This is a genomic window from Streptomyces sp. NPDC055239 (genome assembly GCF_053606205.1).
Map to the genome: position 1 here is coordinate 245,575 of NZ_JBSGRD010000006.1, position 16,770 is coordinate 262,344.

Genomic DNA, 16,770 nt, shown 5'->3' on the forward strand with positions numbered 1-16,770 from the left:
ACCGCGCGGACCTCTCCCTCCCACCCACCCGGCCCCCCGCGTCCACAGCAATGAGACAGCAATGAGACAGCAATGAGGCCCACCCGGCGTCCCAGGTGGGCCTCATCTGGTCAAGCTCAGCGCAGCGTCAGGCGTCGTAGTCCTGGTTGAACTTGTCCTGCTGCTCCTGCGCGGCATCCTTGGCCTGGTCAGGGGCCTGCTGGCCGCGCTCCTGCGCCTCGTCGCGGCCCTGCGCGGCGCGCTCGCTCGCCTCGTCCTTCTTGTCGCCCATAGCACCCTTCGCCTTGTCGGCGAGGTCGTTGGCCTTGTCCTGGAACTGGTCCTTGATGCCCATGCTTGTTCACTCCTAGAGGGTGAGGTTGGAGGGGCCTCGACCAGACTGACATGCAGGTACTTTCCTCGCATTTCGATCACTAACGGGCAGTGATGGGTGACGAAAGACCCCGCTACTCGCCCCGCGGCGGAAGCGTCGGCCGCCGCCGGTCCGGTACGTCCCCGAGCCCCGGCGGTGTCGCCGCCGGGGCGCCCTCCAGGAGGTCGAGCGCCACCCGCACCGCGTCGTCGAGCTGCGCGTGCCGCCCCTCCGCCCAGTCCAGGGGCGTGCGGAGCACCTCCAGGTCAGGGGAGACGCCATGGTTCTCCACGGACCAGCCGTACTCGTCGAACCACCCCGCGTTCATCGGCACCGTGATGACCGTCCCGTCCCCGAGGACGTGCCGCCCGGTCATCCCCACCACGCCGCCCCACGTGCGCTGGCCCACCACGGGGCCCAGGTCGAGCAGCTTGAAGGCCGCGGTGATCATGTCGCCGTCCGACGACGTCGCCTCGTCGGCCAGGGCCACCACGGGCCCGCGCGGTGCGTTCGACGCGTACGAGACCGGCTGGGCGTTCCGTGTCAGGTCCCAGCCCAGGATCTTCCGCGTCAGCTTCTCGACCACCAGCTCACTGATGTGGCCGCCCGCGTTGCCGCGCACGTCCACGATCAGGGCCGGACGCGAGACCTCCATCCTCAGGTCGCGGTTGAACTGGGCCCAGCCCGATCCGCCCATGTCGGGGATGTGCAGGTAGCCGCACTTCCCCTCGCTCAACTCCCGTACGACCTCGCGTCGTTTGGCCACCCAGTCCTGGTAGCGCAGGGGGCGTTCATTGATGAGCGGGACGATCGCCACCCTCCTCGGCCTGCCCTCCGCCTCCGCCGTCTCGAACGTCAGCTCCACCGTCGTACCGCCCGCCGCCGCGAGCAGCGGGAAGGGGCCCGCCACCGGGTCCACCGGGCGGCCGTCGATGTGCGTGAGGACCGCGCCCTCGCGGATGCCCGCGCCCGCGAGCGGGGAGCGCGCCTTGGAGTCGGAGGAGTCGCCGGGCAGGATTCGTTTGATCGTCCAACTGCCTTCGCGGCAGACCAGGTTGGCGCCGAGCAGACCCATCGCCCGCTGATAGTGCGGCGGCCCTTCGTTGCGGCGAGCGGCAGAGACGTACGCGTGGGAAGTGCCCAGCTCGCCCAGGACCTCGCGGAGCAGGTCAGCGAACTCGTCGGGGGACGCGACCCGGTCCACGAGGGGCCGGTACTGGTCCAGGATCGCGGGCCAGTCGATGCCGCACATGTGCGGTTCCCAGAAATAGGCGCGGATGAGGCGGCCCGCCTCGTCGTACGACTGGCGCCACTCGGCCGCCGGGTCGACCTCGTGCAGGATGCGGCGCAGGTCGATCCAGACGGTCGTGTCGCCGTCGCCGGCCTCCGTCGAGGGCACCGCGCTCAGCTCGCTGTCGTCGACCACCACGAGCCGTGAGCCGTCGCCGCTGAGCGCGAACCAGTCGAGATGGTCGACCAGGGCGGACTTCTTGCCCTTGGTGATGTTGAAGTACTCCAGGGTGGGGCGCCCCGAGGTGTCCGCCGGATTGGCGAACGTCTCGCCGAGCGCGCCCGAGATCGGCCAGCGCAGCCAGACCAGGCCGCCGCCGCTGACGGGGTGGAGCGCCGAGTACTTGGACGCCGAGACCGGGAACGGCGTCACCCTGCTCTCCAGGCCCTCCACCTCGACGCTGACGGCGCCGTCGATCGGCCTGCCGTCGGCGGGGTCGAGGCCGCCCGCTGCCGGGCGGCCGTCGGGGGAGAGGGCGAAGGGGGAGGGGGTCGCCGACGACAGGGGGACGAGGTAGGGGCGGCAGCCGAGCGGGAAGGACAGGTCGCCGGTGTGCACGTCGTAGACGGGGTCGAAGCCGCGCCAGGAGAGGAAGGCCAGATAGCGGCCGTCGCGCGTGAAGACCGGGTTCTCGTCCTCGAAGCGGCCGTTGGTGACGTCGACGATGATGCGGCAGCCGGGCCCCTCGATACGGGCCATCTTGATCTGGCGGAGGGAACGGCCGATGCCCGGATGCGACCACGTCAGCCAGGCCCCGTCCGGGGAGAACGCCAGGTCGCGCACCGGACCGTTGAGGGAGCGGATCAGCTCCGTCACCTCGCCGTCGGACTCCTCCGTGGCGTCGACCAGGAGGAGCCTGCCGTCGTTCGACGCGATCGCGAGCCGTTCGCCCTCGGGGTCGGAGAGCAGTTCGAGGACCCGGCCGAGCTTGCCCTGCGCCAGTCTGCGCGGCAGGCGCGCGCCGCTCGCGCGCGGCAGATAGGCGATCTCGACGGCGTCCTCGCCCTCCGCGTCGGTGACGTAGGCGACCTGCCCGCCCTTGCCGAGCATCTCCGGGAGCCGGACGCGCACGCCCGGGGTGTCCGTGATGGTGCGGGCGGGCCCGTCCCGGTGCGTGAGCCAGTACAGGCTGCCGCGTACGACGACGGCGCTGGCCCGGCCCGTCGCGTCCACGGAGAGCGAGTCGACGTGCTGTGCGGCCGGCACCTGATAGATCCGCCGCCCGGCGCGCGGCCCGCCGAGGCGCACGTCGAGGCGGCGCGGCACGGAGCCGGCGGACAGGTCGTCCACCAGCCAGACGTCGCCCGCGCACTGGTAGACGACGCGGGCGCCGTCGCTGGACGCGTGCCGGGCGTAGAACGTGTCGTGATCGGTGTGCCGCCGCAGGTCGGAGCCGTCCGGCAGGCAGGAGTAGAGGTTGCCGACGCCCTCGTGGTCGGAGAGGAAGGCGATCCTGCCGTCCACGAACATCGGGGTGTCCAGATGTCCGTCGAGGTCGGGCAGGAGCTGGTCGCCGTGCAGCCACAGGCGGCCCTTCGCTCCGCCCCGGTAGCGCTTCCAGGCGGCGGGCTCGTGGGGCGGCTTCCCGGTCAGGAGGAGCGTCTTGCGTTCGCCCTCGATGTCGTTGACCGCGATGTCGTACACGGGACCCCAGGGCAGCTTGCCGCCGGGTGATCCGTCGGTCGGCACGCTGTAGGCCCAGCAGTAGTACGAGAAGGGCTGGCCGTGCGAGGAGACGGCGAGGATGTCGCCGTCCGGGGACCAGCCGCAGACCCGCGTGTCCGTACTCCCCCAGTAGGTGAGGCGCCGGGCCGGGCCGCCGTCCACCGGGGCGAGATGGATCTCCGGATCGAGACTGCGCCATGTCGTGTACGCGATGTGGCGGCCGTCCGGCGAGAAGCGCGGGTGACTCACCTTGGTCCGGTCCACGGTCACCCGCCAGGCCCGGCCCGCGGGCTCGCCGTCCGGGCGCAGCGGGGCCACCCAGAGATCGTCCTCGGCCGCGAAACAGAGACGGTCGCCGCTGAGGTGCGGAAATCGCAGGTAGGCGTGGTCGGCATGTTCGGCGTGGGCTTCATCTGCTTCATCGCGCGCGTCGGTCACTTCCCCATGCTTTTCCGGTGCGCGGGGCCCGGCAACTCGTACATCTCGCACACGTGAGGTGAGCGCGTGACGCAGCACACGTACGAAACGGTTTCGTTTCGTTAAGGCGCCGAGTACAGTCATGGCGTACGCAACAGTTTCGACAAGGACCCGACCAGGGTCCGATCAGGGTCCGTCGGGGACTCGACGAGGAGCGGAGGGATCATGGCTGAGGCGGCAACGGTGCGGCGCAGCCGGATCACGCCCGAGCGCGAGGCCGAGATCTACACGGCCGTGCTCGACCTGCTCCGCGAGATGGGCTACGAGGCGCTCACCATGGACGCCATCGCCGCCCGCACGAAATCCAGCAAGGCCACCCTCTACCGCCAGTGGGGGAGCAAGCCCGAGCTGATCGCCAGGGCGCTGCGGCACAACAAGCCGGTGTCCATCGCGGACATCGACACCGGGTCCCTCCGCGGCGATCTGCTGGAATCCGTACACCGGTCGGACGACTGTCAGATGGAGCGGGACGCCGCGCTGATGCGGAGCCTGTTCCACGCCATCCACGACAATCCCGAACTCCACCAGGCGCTGCGGCAGGTGCTCGTCGAGCCGGAGATCACCGGCCTGAACACCCTGCTGCGCAGAGCCGTGGAGCGCGGCGAAGTGTCCCCGGACAATCCCGCGCTCGGCTTCGTCATCCACATGATGATCGGCGGCTTCGTCGCCCGTGACCTGATCGAGGACCGCACGGTCGACCGCGAGTTCCTCTTCTCCTACATCGACGCCGTGATCCTCCCCGCCCTCGGCGTCTGATCGACCCCCCTCCCCAGTACGTACGTTCCACCTGACGCGACCGCTCACGTCGTCGGGCTGATCACCCCTGCCCCGTAGCCACCACGACCTGACCGGGAGTACGCCCTCGTGGCCACTTTCCTCTACAAACTAGGCCGACTCGCCTTCAGGCGGCGGCATTTCGTCGCCCTGATCTGGGTGGCGCTCCTGACGCTCGCCGGAGTCGGCGCCGCGTCCGCGCCCACCGCCGCCTCCAGTTCCTTCTCCATTCCGGGTACGGAGGCCCAGAAGGCCTTCGACCTGCTCGAAGAGCGGGTGCCCGAAGCCAGTGCCGACGGCGCGAGCGCCAAGGTCGTCTTCAAGGCGCCGGACGGCGAGAAGGTCACGGATCCGGACAACAAGGCCCAGATCCAGAAGACCGTCGCCGCCCTCAAGTCCGGTTCGGACGAGGTGGCGCGGGCGGACAGCCCCTTCCAGGCCAAGACGGTCAGCAAGGACGGCTCCACGGCGTACGCGTCGGTCTCGTACAAGGTCACCTCGATGGAGCTGACCGAGGACAGCCGTGACGCCCTGGAGAAGACCACCGACCAGGCGCGCGCATCCGGGCTCACGGTCGAGGTCGGCGGCGACGCGCTGCAGGCCATGCCGGAGACCGGGGCCACCGAGGTCATCGGCATCGCGGTCGCGGCCGTCGTCCTCGTCATCACCTTCGGCTCGCTGATCGCGGCGGGTCTTCCGCTGCTCACCGCGCTGATCGGCGTGGGCATCGGCGTCTCCTCGATCACCGCGCTCGCCAGCGCGCTCGACCTGGGGACGACGACCTCCACGCTCGCCATGATGATCGGCCTCGCGGTCGGCATCGACTACGCGCTCTTCATCGTCTCCCGTTACCGCGGCGAACTCTCCGACGGACGCGACCGCGAGGACGCGGCGGGCCGAGCGGTGGGTACTGCCGGTTCGGCCGTGGTCTTCGCCGGGCTCACCGTCGTCATCGCCCTGGTCGGCCTGGCCGTGGTGAACATCCCGATGCTCACCAAGATGGGCTTCGCGGCGGCCGGCACGGTCGTCATCGCCGTCCTCATCGCGCTCACCCTCATCCCGGCGCTTCTCGGTTACGCCGGCAAGAAGGTCAAGCCGATGGGCGAGAAGAGCAAGGTGCTCGGCGGGCGCAAGAAGAAGGCCGCTGCTCAGGGCGCCGCTGAGGGTGCTTCTGAGGAGGGCGCTGCGGAGAAGAAGGACAACCTCGGCACCCGCTGGGCGCGCTTCGTCGTCCGCCGTCCGCTCACCGTCCTGCTCGTCGGTGTCATCGGCCTCGGCGCCGCGGCACTGCCCGTCTCCTCCCTCGAACTGGGCCTCCCGGACGACGGCGCGCAGCCGACGTCCACGACCCAGCGCAAGGCGTACGACCTGGTCTCCGACGGATTCGGCCCCGGCTTCAACGGCCCGCTGATGACGGTCGCCGACCTCAAGGGGTCCGACGACCCGAAGGCCGCGGCCGGTGAGATCACCAAGACGATCTCCGGGCTCGACGACGTCCTCTCGGTCGCCCCGCCGATGCTCAACAAGGCGGGCGACACGGCGATCATCACCGTCGTCCCGTCCTCCAAGCCCAGCGGCATCGAGACCGAGAACCTCGTGCACGCGATCCGTGGCGCGGGCGCCGACATCAAGTCCGACACCGGCGCGAGCGTCATGGTCACCGGCTCTACGGCCATGAACATCGACGTCTCTGAGAAGCTGAACGACGCCCTGCTGCCCTACCTGGCACTGGTCGTCGGACTCGCCTTCCTCCTCCTGATCGTCGTCTTCCGCTCGATCCTGGTCCCGCTCAAGGCGGCGCTCGGCTTCCTGCTCTCGGTCCTCGCGGCCCTGGGCGCGGTCGTCGCGGTCTTCCAGTGGGGCTGGCTCGGCTCGCTCTTCGGCGTCGAGCAGACCGGCCCGATCATGAGCATGATGCCGATCTTCATGGTGGGTGTCGTCTTCGGCCTCGCGATGGACTACGAGGTCTTCCTCGTGACCCGCATGCGGGAGGCGTACGTCCACGGGGAGCGGCCGGGGCAGGCGATCGTGACCGGCTTCAGGCACGGGGCACGCGTGGTCTCGGCTGCTGCCGTGATCATGATGGCGGTGTTCGCCGGGTTCATCGGATCCGGCGAGCAGATGGTGAAGATGATCGGCTTCGGTCTCGCGATCGCCGTCTTCTTCGACGCGTTCATCGTGCGCATGGCGCTGGTCCCGGCCGTGCTCGCCCTGCTCGGCAAGAAGGCGTGGTGGCTGCCGAAGTGGCTGGACCGCGCGCTGCCGAACGTGGACGTCGAGGGTGACGGACTGCGTGACGCCGATGAGGCGGGCGTGCAGGACCGGGACAAGGACGACAAGGAACTCGCGCGCGTCTGACCCTCTGACCGTGGAGGTCAGGGACCCCACTGACGTCTGTGACGTCAGTGGGGGACGGGAGTGGCCGCGTACGTGCGGCGCAGGAAGCGGACCAGCGCCGAAGCGTCGAACTGTACGACCGCCACTCCCTGCGCCGAGTGGAACTCCACGACCGTCTGGACCCGCCCACAGGGCCAGATGTGCACGTCGCCGCTGGTGGCCGGTGCCCGCAGGCCCTGTTCGAGCAGCTCCCGGGCGAAGGTCCACTCGTGGGAACCACGGGAATCGTGAGAACCAGGGAGGCCGATCCGCACCGAGTGCGGGTCGGCCTCCGGGTCGTAGCGCAGGACGGCCGGGACAGCGAGCTGGTCGTCAGGGGAGTCCGTGACGACGTGGGCGCGTGCGAACTGTTCTACTGCGGACATCGCCGAACTCCTCACCATCACGTTCTCTATGCCCTCTAATGTCCCATATATTCGGATTCTCGCTCCAGGGTTGACCGGGATGACGCGGGATGGCCGGGCGGATAACTGGGTAGCGTCCGCTCTTGCAAGCCGTTCGCAACAAGGCACTATCATTGAACGGTTCACGAGCGACCCGCTCTATCTGTCTTTCTTCCTGTCCTGCCCAGGAGCGCCCGCATGCATGTCCCCGACGGATTCATCAACGCCCCCGTCTCCGCCGCCACCGGGGTCATCGCCGCCGGAGCGGTCGCCGTCAGCCTCCGTGGCGCACGGCGTGAGCTGGACGAACGGACGGCGCCGCTCGCGGGCCTCGTGGCCGCGTTCATCTTCGCCGTGCAGATGCTGAACTTCCCCGTGGCCGCGGGCACCAGCGGACACCTGCTCGGCGGGGCGCTCGCCGCGATACTCGTCGGCCCCTACACAGGGGTCCTGTGCGTGTCCGTCGTCCTCCTCATGCAGGGCGTCCTCTTCGCGGACGGCGGCCTGACCGCGCTCGGCGTGAACATCACGGACATGGCGATCGTCACGACCGTCGTGGCCTACTTCATCTTCCGCGGCCTGGTGAAGGTGCTCCCGCGCACCCGCCGCTCCATCACCGCCTCCTCCTTCGTCGCCGCGCTGATCTCCGTGCCCGCCGCCGCGGTCGCCTTCACGTTCATCTACGCGCTCGGCGGCACCACGGACGTCTCCATCGGCAAGGTCGCCTCGGCGATGATCGGCGTGCACGTCCTCATCGGCATCGGCGAGGCGGCGATCACCGCGCTCACCGTCGGCGCCGTCATCGCGGTCCGCCCCGACCTCGTGTACGGGGCCCGCGGCCTGACGCAGAAGCTCAAGCTCCGCGTGGACGGCGAACTGGTCGACGCCCCCACTGCCGAAGAGCCCGCCCCGGCCCCCGCCCCCGTCGCCGCCCGCTCGCACCGCAAGGTGTGGATCTCGGGCCTGATCGCCTCCCTCGTCCTCGCGGGCTTCGTCAGCTTCTACGCCTCCGCGAACCCCGACGGCCTGGAGAAGGTCGCGCACGACAAGGGCATCGACAAGAAGGCCGAGGAGCACGCGAGCTCGGACTCCCCGCTCGCCGGCTACGGCGTCAAGGACATCACCGACTCCCGCCTCTCCGGCGGCCTCGCGGGCGTGATCGGCGTCGGCGTCACCGTCGTAGCGGGATCGGGGATCTTCTGGGCGCTGCGGCGTCGGCGCTCGTCGGACGCGGGCCCGACGTCCACGGACTCCGCCTCCGTCTCGGAGAGCGCCTGACATGGGCGCGGGCCACGCCCACCGGCTCTACAGGCACGGCCACTCGCCGGTGCACGCGCTGCCTCCGCACACCAAGCTGGCGGCGGTCTTCTGCTTCGTGGTCGTGGTGGTCTCCACGCCGCGTGAGGCGATGTGGGCGTTCGGCCTGTACGCGGTGCTGCTCGGCGCGGTGGCGTACGCGTCCCGAGTCCCGCTCCCCTTCCTCCTCAAACGGCTGCTCATCGAGGTCCCGTTCGTGGCGTTCGCGGTGCTCATGCCGTTCGTGGCGGAGGGCGAGCGCGTCGACGTGCTCGGCATGTCCCTGAGCGTGAACGGCCTCTGGGGCGCCTGGAACGTCCTCGCCAAGGGCACGCTTGGCGTGGCGGCATCCGTACTCCTCGCCTCCACCACGGAACTACGCTCGCTGCTCCTCGGCCTCCAGCGTCTGAAGCTGCCGCCGCTGCTCGTCCAGATCGCCTCGTTCATGATCCGGTACGGCGACGTGATCACGGACGAGATGCGCCGCATGAAGATCGCACGCGAGTCGCGCGGTTTCGAGGCGCGGGGCGTACGGCAGTGGGGCGTCCTCGCGAAGTCCGCGGGCGCGCTCTTCATCCGCTCGTACGAGAGGGGCGAGCGCGTGCACCTCGCCATGGTCAGCCGGGGTTACGCCGGTTCGATGCCGGTGATCGACGAGGTGACCGCCTCGCGTGCGCAGTGGACGTACGCTTTCGCCCTGCCGGGCGCCGCTCTTGTCGTCTGCCTGCTGGGATGGACCTTGTGACTACTGCTCCCGCCACCGCTCCTCCTTCCCTCGACGTCTCGGGTCTCGCCTTCGCCTACCCCGACGGGCACCAGGCGCTCTTCGGCGTAGACATGACGATCGGCCGGGGCGAGCGGGTCGCGCTGCTCGGCCCGAACGGCGCGGGCAAGACGACGCTCGTCCTGCATCTGAACGGCATTCTGACGGGAGGCGCGGGCACGGTCACCGTCGCGGGCCTCCCGGTCGGCAAGAAGCACATGGCGGAGATCAGGCGAAGGGTCGGCATCGTCTTCCAGGACCCCGACGACCAACTCTTCATGCCGACGGTGCGCGAGGACGTGGCGTTCGGCCCTGCGGCGGCCGGAATGCGCGGCCCCGAGCTGGAGGCCCGCGTCCAGAAGGCCCTCTCCCAGGTCGGCATGGCGGAGTTCACGGACCGCCCGCCGCACCACCTCTCCTTCGGCCAGCGCAGGCGGGTCGCGGTGGCGACCGTCCTGGCGATGGAGCCGGAGATCCTGGTCCTCGACGAGCCGTCCTCGAACCTGGACCCGGCGTCGCGCCGCGAACTGGCTGACATTCTGCGGTCGTTGGACGTAACGGTCCTGATGGTCACGCACGACCTGCCGTACGCACTCGAACTGTGCCCCCGGGCCCTGATCCTGAGCGAGGGAGTAATCGCGGCGGACGGCCCCACGGGCGAACTGCTCGGCGACGAGGCCCTGATGGGCGCGCACCGCCTTGAACTGCCGTTCGGCTTCGACCCGAAGAGCCCCAGGACGGTGAAAGTCACCGGGTAGAGGCGTCGGCGCGTACGGCGGTCACGGCGAGGGTGGTGTAGTTCATCGTGAAGCGTCCGCCCAGGGAGTCGATGGCGCTTCCGACCGCGTCCAGTACCTCGGCCAGCTGATCCGGGCGGAGTCGGGTGAGGCCGCCGGTGGTGGGGAGCAGGTCGAGCCATTGGTCGCGCGTGTAGGACCGCTCCCAGTCGAAGCGCCACTGTTCGGGCTCTTCGAACTGTCCGGTCTCGCGGGTCTTGTCGGCGAACTTCGCGTATCCCGCCTGGTAGAGGTCGAGCGGACGTCGGGCCGCTTGGCCGATGAGCGGGGAGTCAGGAGCCGCCCGCCGGTAGGCGGCGGCGAACGGTTCGGCCACCTCGGCGGGCGGCTCGTACACGTGCCCGAAGATCGCCAGCCGTCCGCCGGGACGCAGCACACGCGCCGCCTTCACGGCACCGGCGACCGGATCCACCCAGTGCCATGACTGCGCGGCGATGACCGTGTCGAACGTCCGCCCGTCCGACTGCCAGGCTTCGAAGGCCGACACCTCGACCTCAAGGCCACGGGCCCGTGCGAAGTCGGCCATCCGCGCGTCGGGTTCTACGCCGAGCGTGGCGCAGCCGGCGGCCTGGAACTGGCGGGCCGCGATGCCGGTGCCGCAGCCGACGTCGAGCACGTCGCTCCCCGGGCTACCGGCGATGATCTGTGCCACCAACGCCTCGGGGTAGCCGGGCCGGGCCTGATCGTAGCGTCGGGCATCGACGCCGAACGACTCGGCCATGCGCCGGGCCTCGTGCGGCTTCACCGGGGATGGTTCTGGTTGCTCTCGCGGTAAGGTGGGCATGCGCCCACCTTAGTGGGCGCATGCCCACTCAACAATGGGGCTGGCGCACGAGAGGATCTGTGAGTGCCGAATGCCGACCGGTTTGCACCTCCGTGACGCACGGCAGCAGCTGTTCGACGCTGCCGAACGCGTACTGCTGCGGGACGGGCCGAACGGCCTGACGAGCCGGGCCGTCACCGACGAGGCGGGCTGCGCAAAAGGCGTCCTGCACCGGCACTTCGCCGACTTCGACGCCTTCCTCACCGACCTCGTGCTCGACCGGGCCGAACAACTTGAGACGCAGGCGAGTGCGCTGCGCGAGTCCGCAGGCACCGACACCGTGGCCGACAACCTCACCAGCGCGCTGACCAGCCTGTTCGGGCCGATCCCAGTGGCGATCATCCCGCTCATCACCTTCCGGGACGAGCTGCGCGCACGTCTGCGTGAGGCGAGGCCCGGCGGCGGCATCGCGATCCTCGCCCAGGCCACGGGCGCGATCTCCGCCTACCTGGCCGACGAGCGTGACCGGGGCCGCATCGCGGCGGACGCCGACATCGACTCACTCACGCTCTCCCTGGTCGGCGGCGGGCATCTCCTGTTCGCGGACCGCGACTCGGGTCCGCCGGCCGAGGCGGCCGTCAACCGGCTCGTGGCATCGGCCATCGCCGACGCCGTACAGCGACGACCGGCGTAGGAACTCGCCCCGTCCGACCGGAAACCTCACCCCGCGTGCAGCATCAGGCCGATCCCCGCCACCATCAAGCCCGCCGCCACTAGCCTCGGCGCCCCGAACTTCTCCTTGAAGAAGATCGCGCCGATTGCCGCCCCGACGATGATCGAGGACTCACGGAGCGCCGAGATGGGTGCGAGGTCCGCCTTCGTCTGGGCCCATAGGACCAGGCCGTACGCCGCCACGGAGAGTGCTGCTCCCAGCAGGCCCACCTTCGCGAACGGGCGCAACCGGCCGACCAGTTCGCCCCGCCAGCGGTACGCCGCGTACAGCGGGATGGCCAGGCCCTCCATGATCATCAGCCACGCGATGTAGCCCATCGAGGTCCCCGAGGCGCGGACGCCAAGACCGTCCACCACCGTGTACGCCGCGATCGAGACGCCCGTCGCGAGGGCCGCGCCGATCGCCGCCCAGTTGGGGCGTCGGCCCGAGCCGCGTATGCCCCAGAGCGCGAGGCCCGTCAGGCCCGCGCACGACACCGCTACACCCGCCGCCTGCCAGGCGTCCGGGATCTCGCCCGCGAAGACCGCCGCGAGGACGGTGACCACCAGCGGCGCCGTGCCGCGCGCGATCGGGTACGCCTGGCCGAAGTCGCCGAGCTTGAAGGACTTCATGAGCAGGACGTAGTAGCCGATGTGGATGAGCGCGGAGACGATCAGGTACGGCCACGCGTCGGCCGCGGGTATCGCTGCGAACGGGGCTATGAGGAGGCCGATCAGGAGTCCGCCGCCGGAGATCAGGGTGAAGCCGACCAGCTTGTCCGTGATGTGGTGCGCTATCGCGTTCCAGCACGCGTGCGTGACGGCGGCCAGCAGGACCGCCGCCGCGACCAGCGGCGTCACTTGGCGAGCTCGCGCACGTCCACCAGGGTGCCGTTCGCGTGGTCGATCAGGTCCTTGGGGGACATCGGGAAGACGGCGTACGGGGTTCCTGCCGCCGCCCACACCACCTCGTGGGCGAGGAGGGAGCGGTCGGCCAATACCCGCGTCTTCGTCGCGTGGCCGAAGGGGGGTACGCCGCCGATCGCGTAACCCGTGGTCTCCCGTACGACGTCCGCCTTCGCCCGCGTCACCTTCGCCGCGCACAACTCCCACCGGACGAGCTCCAGGTCGACCCGCGAGGCGCCGTCCATCAGGACCAGGACCGGAACCCCGTCCGCCGCGAAGATCAGGGACTTGCAGATCTGGCTCAGCTCGCAGCCGATGGCCGCGGCGGCTTCCTGGGCGGTGCGCGTCGCCTCCGGGAAGCGGCGGACCTCGCCGACCAGGTCGGCGAGGCCAAGATCGGCCAGAGCCGCGGCGAAACGCGGGTGCGCGGGGGAAGGAGCGGGGGAAGCGGGGGAAGCGGATGAAGCGGAGGGGTCTGTAGCGCTCATGCCCCGCACGCTAGCGGTCCGTGTACGGGGCACGCGACCGTGTATTCGGATGCCGGACAGCCGGTTCCGGGGAGAGAGACGACCAGCGGCTCGGCCCCGGCACCGACTACTTGTCCGCCAGGAACATCGCCCGCACCAGCGGCCCCGCCGAGTCCCCGCCGTGGCCGCCCTCCTGCACCACCGCTCCCGCGGCCAGATCACCGCGGTACGCCGTGAACCAGCCGTTGGGCTTCTTCTGGCCGTCGACCTCCGCGGAGCCCGTCTTCGCGCCCATGTCGGAGCCGAGCCCGGACATGGGTTCCACCGCGGTGCCCGCGACCGCCGTGTAGTGCATCAGGTCCCGCAGCGCTGAAGCCGTCGCGCCCGACATCTTGCGGGGAGCCGTCGCGAGGGTGCGCTTGTCGACGTCGGGCGACACCAGGTACGGCTGCTTGAACCCGCCCGACTTCACCGTGGCCGCCACCGACGCCATGTTCAGCGGGTTCATGCGGACCCCGCCCTGCCCGATCAGCGAGGCCGCCATCTGCGCGTCGCTCTGCACGGGGATCGCGCCGTCGAAGGTCGGGGCGCCGATCGACCAGTTGTCGCGGCCGAGGCCGAAGACCTCCTGCGCCTGCTTGGTCAGGGAGTCGTTCTGCAGCTCCTTGGCCTGGCTGATGAAGGCGGTGTTGCAGGACCGGGCGAAGCTCGCGCGGAACGTGCCGTCCTTGATCTGGAACTTGTCGTCGTTCTGGAACTTCCAGCCGCCGTACGTCACGTACTTCGGGCAGGGGTGCTTCTTGTCCACTCCCGCGAGCTTCTTCTCCAGGAGGAGGGACGACGTGATGACCTTCATCGTCGAGCCGGGGGCCAACGACCCCTGGAACGCCGTGTTGAAGCCGCTGGGGTTGGAGTTGGCCGCCGCCAGGATCTCGCCCGTGCTCGGCTTCACCAGAACCACCGACGCCTGCTTGCGCTTGCCCGTCTCCTTCTCCGCCGCCGCCTGGAGCGAGGCGTCGAAGGTCGTCTTCAGGGTGCCGGGAGTGCCGGGGGAGAGCGTGAGCAGCGTCTTGTCGGGCGTCGCCTTGTCGTCGTCCTTCGTCGTCGCCGACTTCTCGGCGTCCTTCGCGCTGTTCTTGCGTACGACGCGCAGCTCGACGCCCGCCGTGCCGCCGGCCTTCTCGCCGAACTTCTCGCGCATGCTGTCCAACACCGTGCCGAGCGAGGGGTACTTCGCCTTGGTCAGCTCGCCGCCGTCGCGGTCCACCGCCTTGATCGGCGGGTCACCGGCCTCGCCCGTGACCAGACGGTCGCCGTCCTTCAGGTCCGGGTGGACGACGGAGGGCTGCCAGCCGATCAGCGTCTTGCCGTCGTGCTTTCTTCGCACGACGGTGAGCTCCGACTCGTACGCGAAGGGCTTGGTCTTTCCCTCGTACGAGACCGTGGACGTGACCGAGAACGGCACCGTGGCGCCCGCACGCTTGCCCGGCTCCAGCTTCACCTTGGTGAGATGGGAGTCCTTGGCGTACGCGGTGAGGGCGGTCTTCGCCGCCGACTGGTCGTCCGTGACCTCCGCTGCCGCAGCCACGTCGCCCTTCTCCCACGCGGTGAGGAAGTTCTGTGTGGTGGCGCGGACCTCGGCGGACGTCGGCGGGCCCGAGGCCACCGGCTTCTCGTCGACCGTCCCGTCGCCGTCACCGGACGAGCCGCCGCCGATCAGGCTGTACGCGGCGATGCCCACGCCGCACACGACCACGGCGGCAGCGCCGCCGAGCACACCGGGGTGCACCTTGCCGCTCTTCGCGCCCGGTGTGCCCGTGCCCGCGGCGCCCGAAGCGCCCGCCGTGCCCGTGATGTTCTTGATGCCCTTGCGCTCGCTGGCGCGCCCACGCTTGCCCACTGATCCTCCGCAGATCCCGGATCCCAGATCCCAGAGCCCCCAAGCTCTGCACTGGAAGGCCCCACACTAGGGGGCTTTGATGAAACCCCCGACCACATGTCTCAACTGCCTGCGGCAAGCACCGCCGCCACGATAGGACCCGCCGTGTCCCCGCCGTGGCCGCCCTCCTGGGCCACCGCGGCGGCTGCCACATCCCCTCGGTAACCGGTGAACCAGCTGTTGGGCGCCTCCTGGCCGTCGACGTCCGCGGAGCCGGTCTTCGCGCCGATGCTGCCGCTGAGCCCGGCCATGGCTCCGGCGCCGGTGCCGCTGACCGCCGTACGGTTCATCATCTGCCGCAGCTGCTGGACGGTGGACGCGGGCAGGCCGTCGGCCTGCGCCAGCTCACGGTCGTCCAGGCTCTGGGCGACGATGACCGGCTGCCGGAAGTCCCCCGTCATCGCGGTCGCCGTCACGGACGCCAGGTTGAGCGGGTTCAGCTGCACCTTGCCCTGGCCGATCATGTTCGACGCGCGGTCAGGACCGCCGGACGCAGGCACCGAGCCGTCGCTCGTGGTGACGCCCACCTTCCAGTCGAGGCCGAGGCCGAACCGGTTCTGCGCCTCCTCGGTGAGCGACTCGTCCGTGATGCCGTCCTCGTCGACCAGCTTCACGAACGCCGTGTTGCAGGACCGCGCGAAGCTGTCCGACAGGGTCGCGTTCTCGTCGGGGGCGAGGCCCTTCAAGTTGTTGATCTGGTGGCTCTGCCAGACGGCGGTGTTCGGGCAGGGCGCGGGGCCGCTCGCCTTGGTCACGCCCTTGTCGATGAGCATCGCCGCCGAGACGATCTTCATCGTCGAGCCGGGAGCCTGCTTGCCCTGGAGGGCCGCGTCGAACTCGTCCTTGCGGTTGTTGGCGACCGCGAGCACCTCGCCGGAGCTCGGCTGCACGGCGACCACGGAGGACTCCGGGTGCTGCGCCACCGCCTTCTCCGCGGCTCGCTGCGCGGTCGCGCTCAGCGTCGTCTTCAACGTGCCCGCCTTGCCCTTGGCGAGCGTGAGGAGCGTCTCCGTACCCGCGTCCTCGTCCGCGTGCTGGACGTAGAGCTCGACGCCGGGGGTGCCGCCCGCCTCTTCGCCGTACTTCGCGCGCAGTTGGTCCAGGACCGGGCCGAGCGTCGGGTGGTCCTTCTTGTCCAGGACCGCGCCGTGCCGGTCGACGGCCTGGATGGGGGGCGCGGCGGCCTCACCGGTCCGCAGGGTGTCGTCCTGCTTCAGGTCCGGGTGGACGACCGCGGGGTCCCAGTCGATGAGCGCGCGGCCGGTCGTCTCGCCGCGGACGACGGTCAGTTCGGAGTCGTACGCGAAGGGCTTGGTCTTTCCCTTGTACGACACGGTGGCCTCGACCGAGAACGGCACGGTCGCGCCGGTCGCCTTGCCCGGCGTGAGCTTCACCTTCGTCAGGTGGGCGTCCTCGCGGTAGCCGGTCAGGAGATTCGACGCCGCCTCCGCGTTGTTCGTGTAGTGGGAGGCCTGCTCGCCGTCCCCCCTCGCCCACGCGGCGAAGAACTTCTCCGTCGTCTCGCCGATCTCGCCGCTCGTCGGCGGCCCCGCCTTCACCGGCTTGGGGTCCGCCGAAGCGGAGCCCCCGGTCACGCCGTTCACCAAGTTGAACGCGCCGTACCCCGCGCCCCCGACCATGACGGCGAAGATCCCGCCCACCAGAGTGACCTTTACCCCTTTGTGCATCTCGCGTTCCCCTCCCCAGGAGTCCTCCCGAATGAATTCGGCAGGTTCGCTCGCCAAGAACCTTAAGCGGAGGAAGTGACGGGAGAGAGCGCTGTTATCCG

At 70.0% G+C, this 16,770-nt stretch carries 14 protein-coding genes; 6 read left to right on the plus strand and 8 right to left on the minus strand.

From position 1 onward, the window contains the following. Window positions 1-127: 127 nt before the first annotated feature. Both ACWFRJ_RS21490 and ACWFRJ_RS21495 read right to left on the minus strand, forming a co-directional pair. Entirely contained in the window at window positions 128-334 is a 207-nt protein-coding gene (locus ACWFRJ_RS21490; protein WP_453533011.1) for a hypothetical protein, read from the minus strand. A gap of 112 nt (window positions 335-446) precedes the next feature. Next, window positions 447-3,746, minus strand: coding sequence for a S41 family peptidase (locus ACWFRJ_RS21495; RefSeq protein WP_453533014.1), 3,300 nt, complete (start codon window positions 3,744-3,746; stop codon window positions 447-449). Between the two features lie 222 nt (window positions 3,747-3,968). Between ACWFRJ_RS21495 and ACWFRJ_RS21500 the strand changes: the two genes are divergently transcribed. Both ACWFRJ_RS21500 and ACWFRJ_RS21505 read left to right on the plus strand, forming a co-directional pair. After that, complete coding sequence (locus ACWFRJ_RS21500; RefSeq protein ID WP_453533536.1) at window positions 3,969-4,541, plus strand: TetR/AcrR family transcriptional regulator; 573 nt, start codon at window positions 3,969-3,971, stop codon at window positions 4,539-4,541. Between the two features lie 108 nt (window positions 4,542-4,649). Next, window positions 4,650-6,917, plus strand: coding sequence for an MMPL family transporter (locus ACWFRJ_RS21505; RefSeq protein ID WP_453533017.1), 2,268 nt, complete (start codon window positions 4,650-4,652; stop codon window positions 6,915-6,917). Between the two features lie 44 nt (window positions 6,918-6,961). Here the strand turns inward: ACWFRJ_RS21505 and ACWFRJ_RS21510 are convergent, their stop codons facing one another. Further along, complete coding sequence (locus ACWFRJ_RS21510) at window positions 6,962-7,321, minus strand: SsgA family sporulation/cell division regulator (protein ID WP_453533020.1); 360 nt, start codon at window positions 7,319-7,321, stop codon at window positions 6,962-6,964. A 216-nt stretch (window positions 7,322-7,537) separates the two neighbouring features. Here ACWFRJ_RS21510 and ACWFRJ_RS21515 point away from each other — a divergent pair, with 216 nt between their 5' ends. From ACWFRJ_RS21515 to ACWFRJ_RS21525, 3 genes are read left to right on the plus strand one after another with little or no spacing between them, the layout of a single operon-like run. Then, entirely contained in the window at window positions 7,538-8,617 is a 1,080-nt protein-coding gene (locus ACWFRJ_RS21515; RefSeq protein ID WP_453533023.1) for an energy-coupling factor ABC transporter permease, read from the plus strand. A 1-nt stretch (window position 8,618) separates the two neighbouring features. Then, a complete protein-coding gene (gene cbiQ, locus ACWFRJ_RS21520) occupies window positions 8,619-9,380 on the plus strand; it encodes a cobalt ECF transporter T component CbiQ (protein ID WP_344520595.1) in 762 nt (253 codons plus the stop codon). Further along, window positions 9,368-10,156: an energy-coupling factor ABC transporter ATP-binding protein gene (locus ACWFRJ_RS21525; protein WP_453533027.1), complete on the plus strand. Its 789-nt coding sequence runs from the start codon at window positions 9,368-9,370 to the stop codon at window positions 10,154-10,156. The genes cbiQ and ACWFRJ_RS21525 overlap by 13 nt, the downstream gene beginning before the upstream one ends. On the opposite strand, the gene ACWFRJ_RS21530 is transcribed toward ACWFRJ_RS21525, so the two are convergent. Beyond that, the gene (locus ACWFRJ_RS21530; RefSeq protein WP_453533030.1) at window positions 10,146-10,979 is read right to left on the minus strand and encodes a class I SAM-dependent methyltransferase; all 834 of its coding nucleotides are present in this window, start codon (window positions 10,977-10,979) and stop codon (window positions 10,146-10,148) included. The genes ACWFRJ_RS21525 and ACWFRJ_RS21530 overlap by 11 nt on opposite strands. 70 nt (window positions 10,980-11,049) lie before the next feature. On the opposite strand from ACWFRJ_RS21530, the gene ACWFRJ_RS21535 reads away from it, so the two are divergent. Then, complete coding sequence (locus ACWFRJ_RS21535; protein WP_453533033.1) at window positions 11,050-11,652, plus strand: TetR/AcrR family transcriptional regulator; 603 nt, start codon at window positions 11,050-11,052, stop codon at window positions 11,650-11,652. 26 nt (window positions 11,653-11,678) lie between these two features. On the opposite strand, the gene ACWFRJ_RS21540 is transcribed toward ACWFRJ_RS21535, so the two are convergent. The 4 genes from ACWFRJ_RS21540 to ACWFRJ_RS21555 all read right to left on the minus strand — a co-directional run bounded on the left by ACWFRJ_RS21540 (window position 11,679) and on the right by ACWFRJ_RS21555 (window position 16,669). After that, complete coding sequence (locus ACWFRJ_RS21540; protein WP_453533036.1) at window positions 11,679-12,530, minus strand: EamA family transporter; 852 nt, start codon at window positions 12,528-12,530, stop codon at window positions 11,679-11,681. Beyond that, window positions 12,527-13,063, minus strand: a complete 537-nt coding sequence (locus ACWFRJ_RS21545; protein ID WP_453533039.1) for a YbaK/EbsC family protein — start codon at window positions 13,061-13,063, stop codon at window positions 12,527-12,529. The genes ACWFRJ_RS21540 and ACWFRJ_RS21545 overlap by 4 nt, the downstream gene beginning before the upstream one ends. A 106-nt stretch (window positions 13,064-13,169) precedes the next feature. Beyond that, window positions 13,170-14,819 (minus strand): penicillin-binding transpeptidase domain-containing protein, encoded by a 1,650-nt coding sequence (locus ACWFRJ_RS21550; protein WP_453533539.1) that lies wholly within the window; start codon window positions 14,817-14,819, stop codon window positions 13,170-13,172. A 224-nt stretch (window positions 14,820-15,043) separates the two neighbouring features. After that, window positions 15,044-16,669 (minus strand): penicillin-binding transpeptidase domain-containing protein, encoded by a 1,626-nt coding sequence (locus ACWFRJ_RS21555; RefSeq protein WP_453533042.1) that lies wholly within the window; start codon window positions 16,667-16,669, stop codon window positions 15,044-15,046. Window positions 16,670-16,770 lie beyond the last annotated feature (101 nt).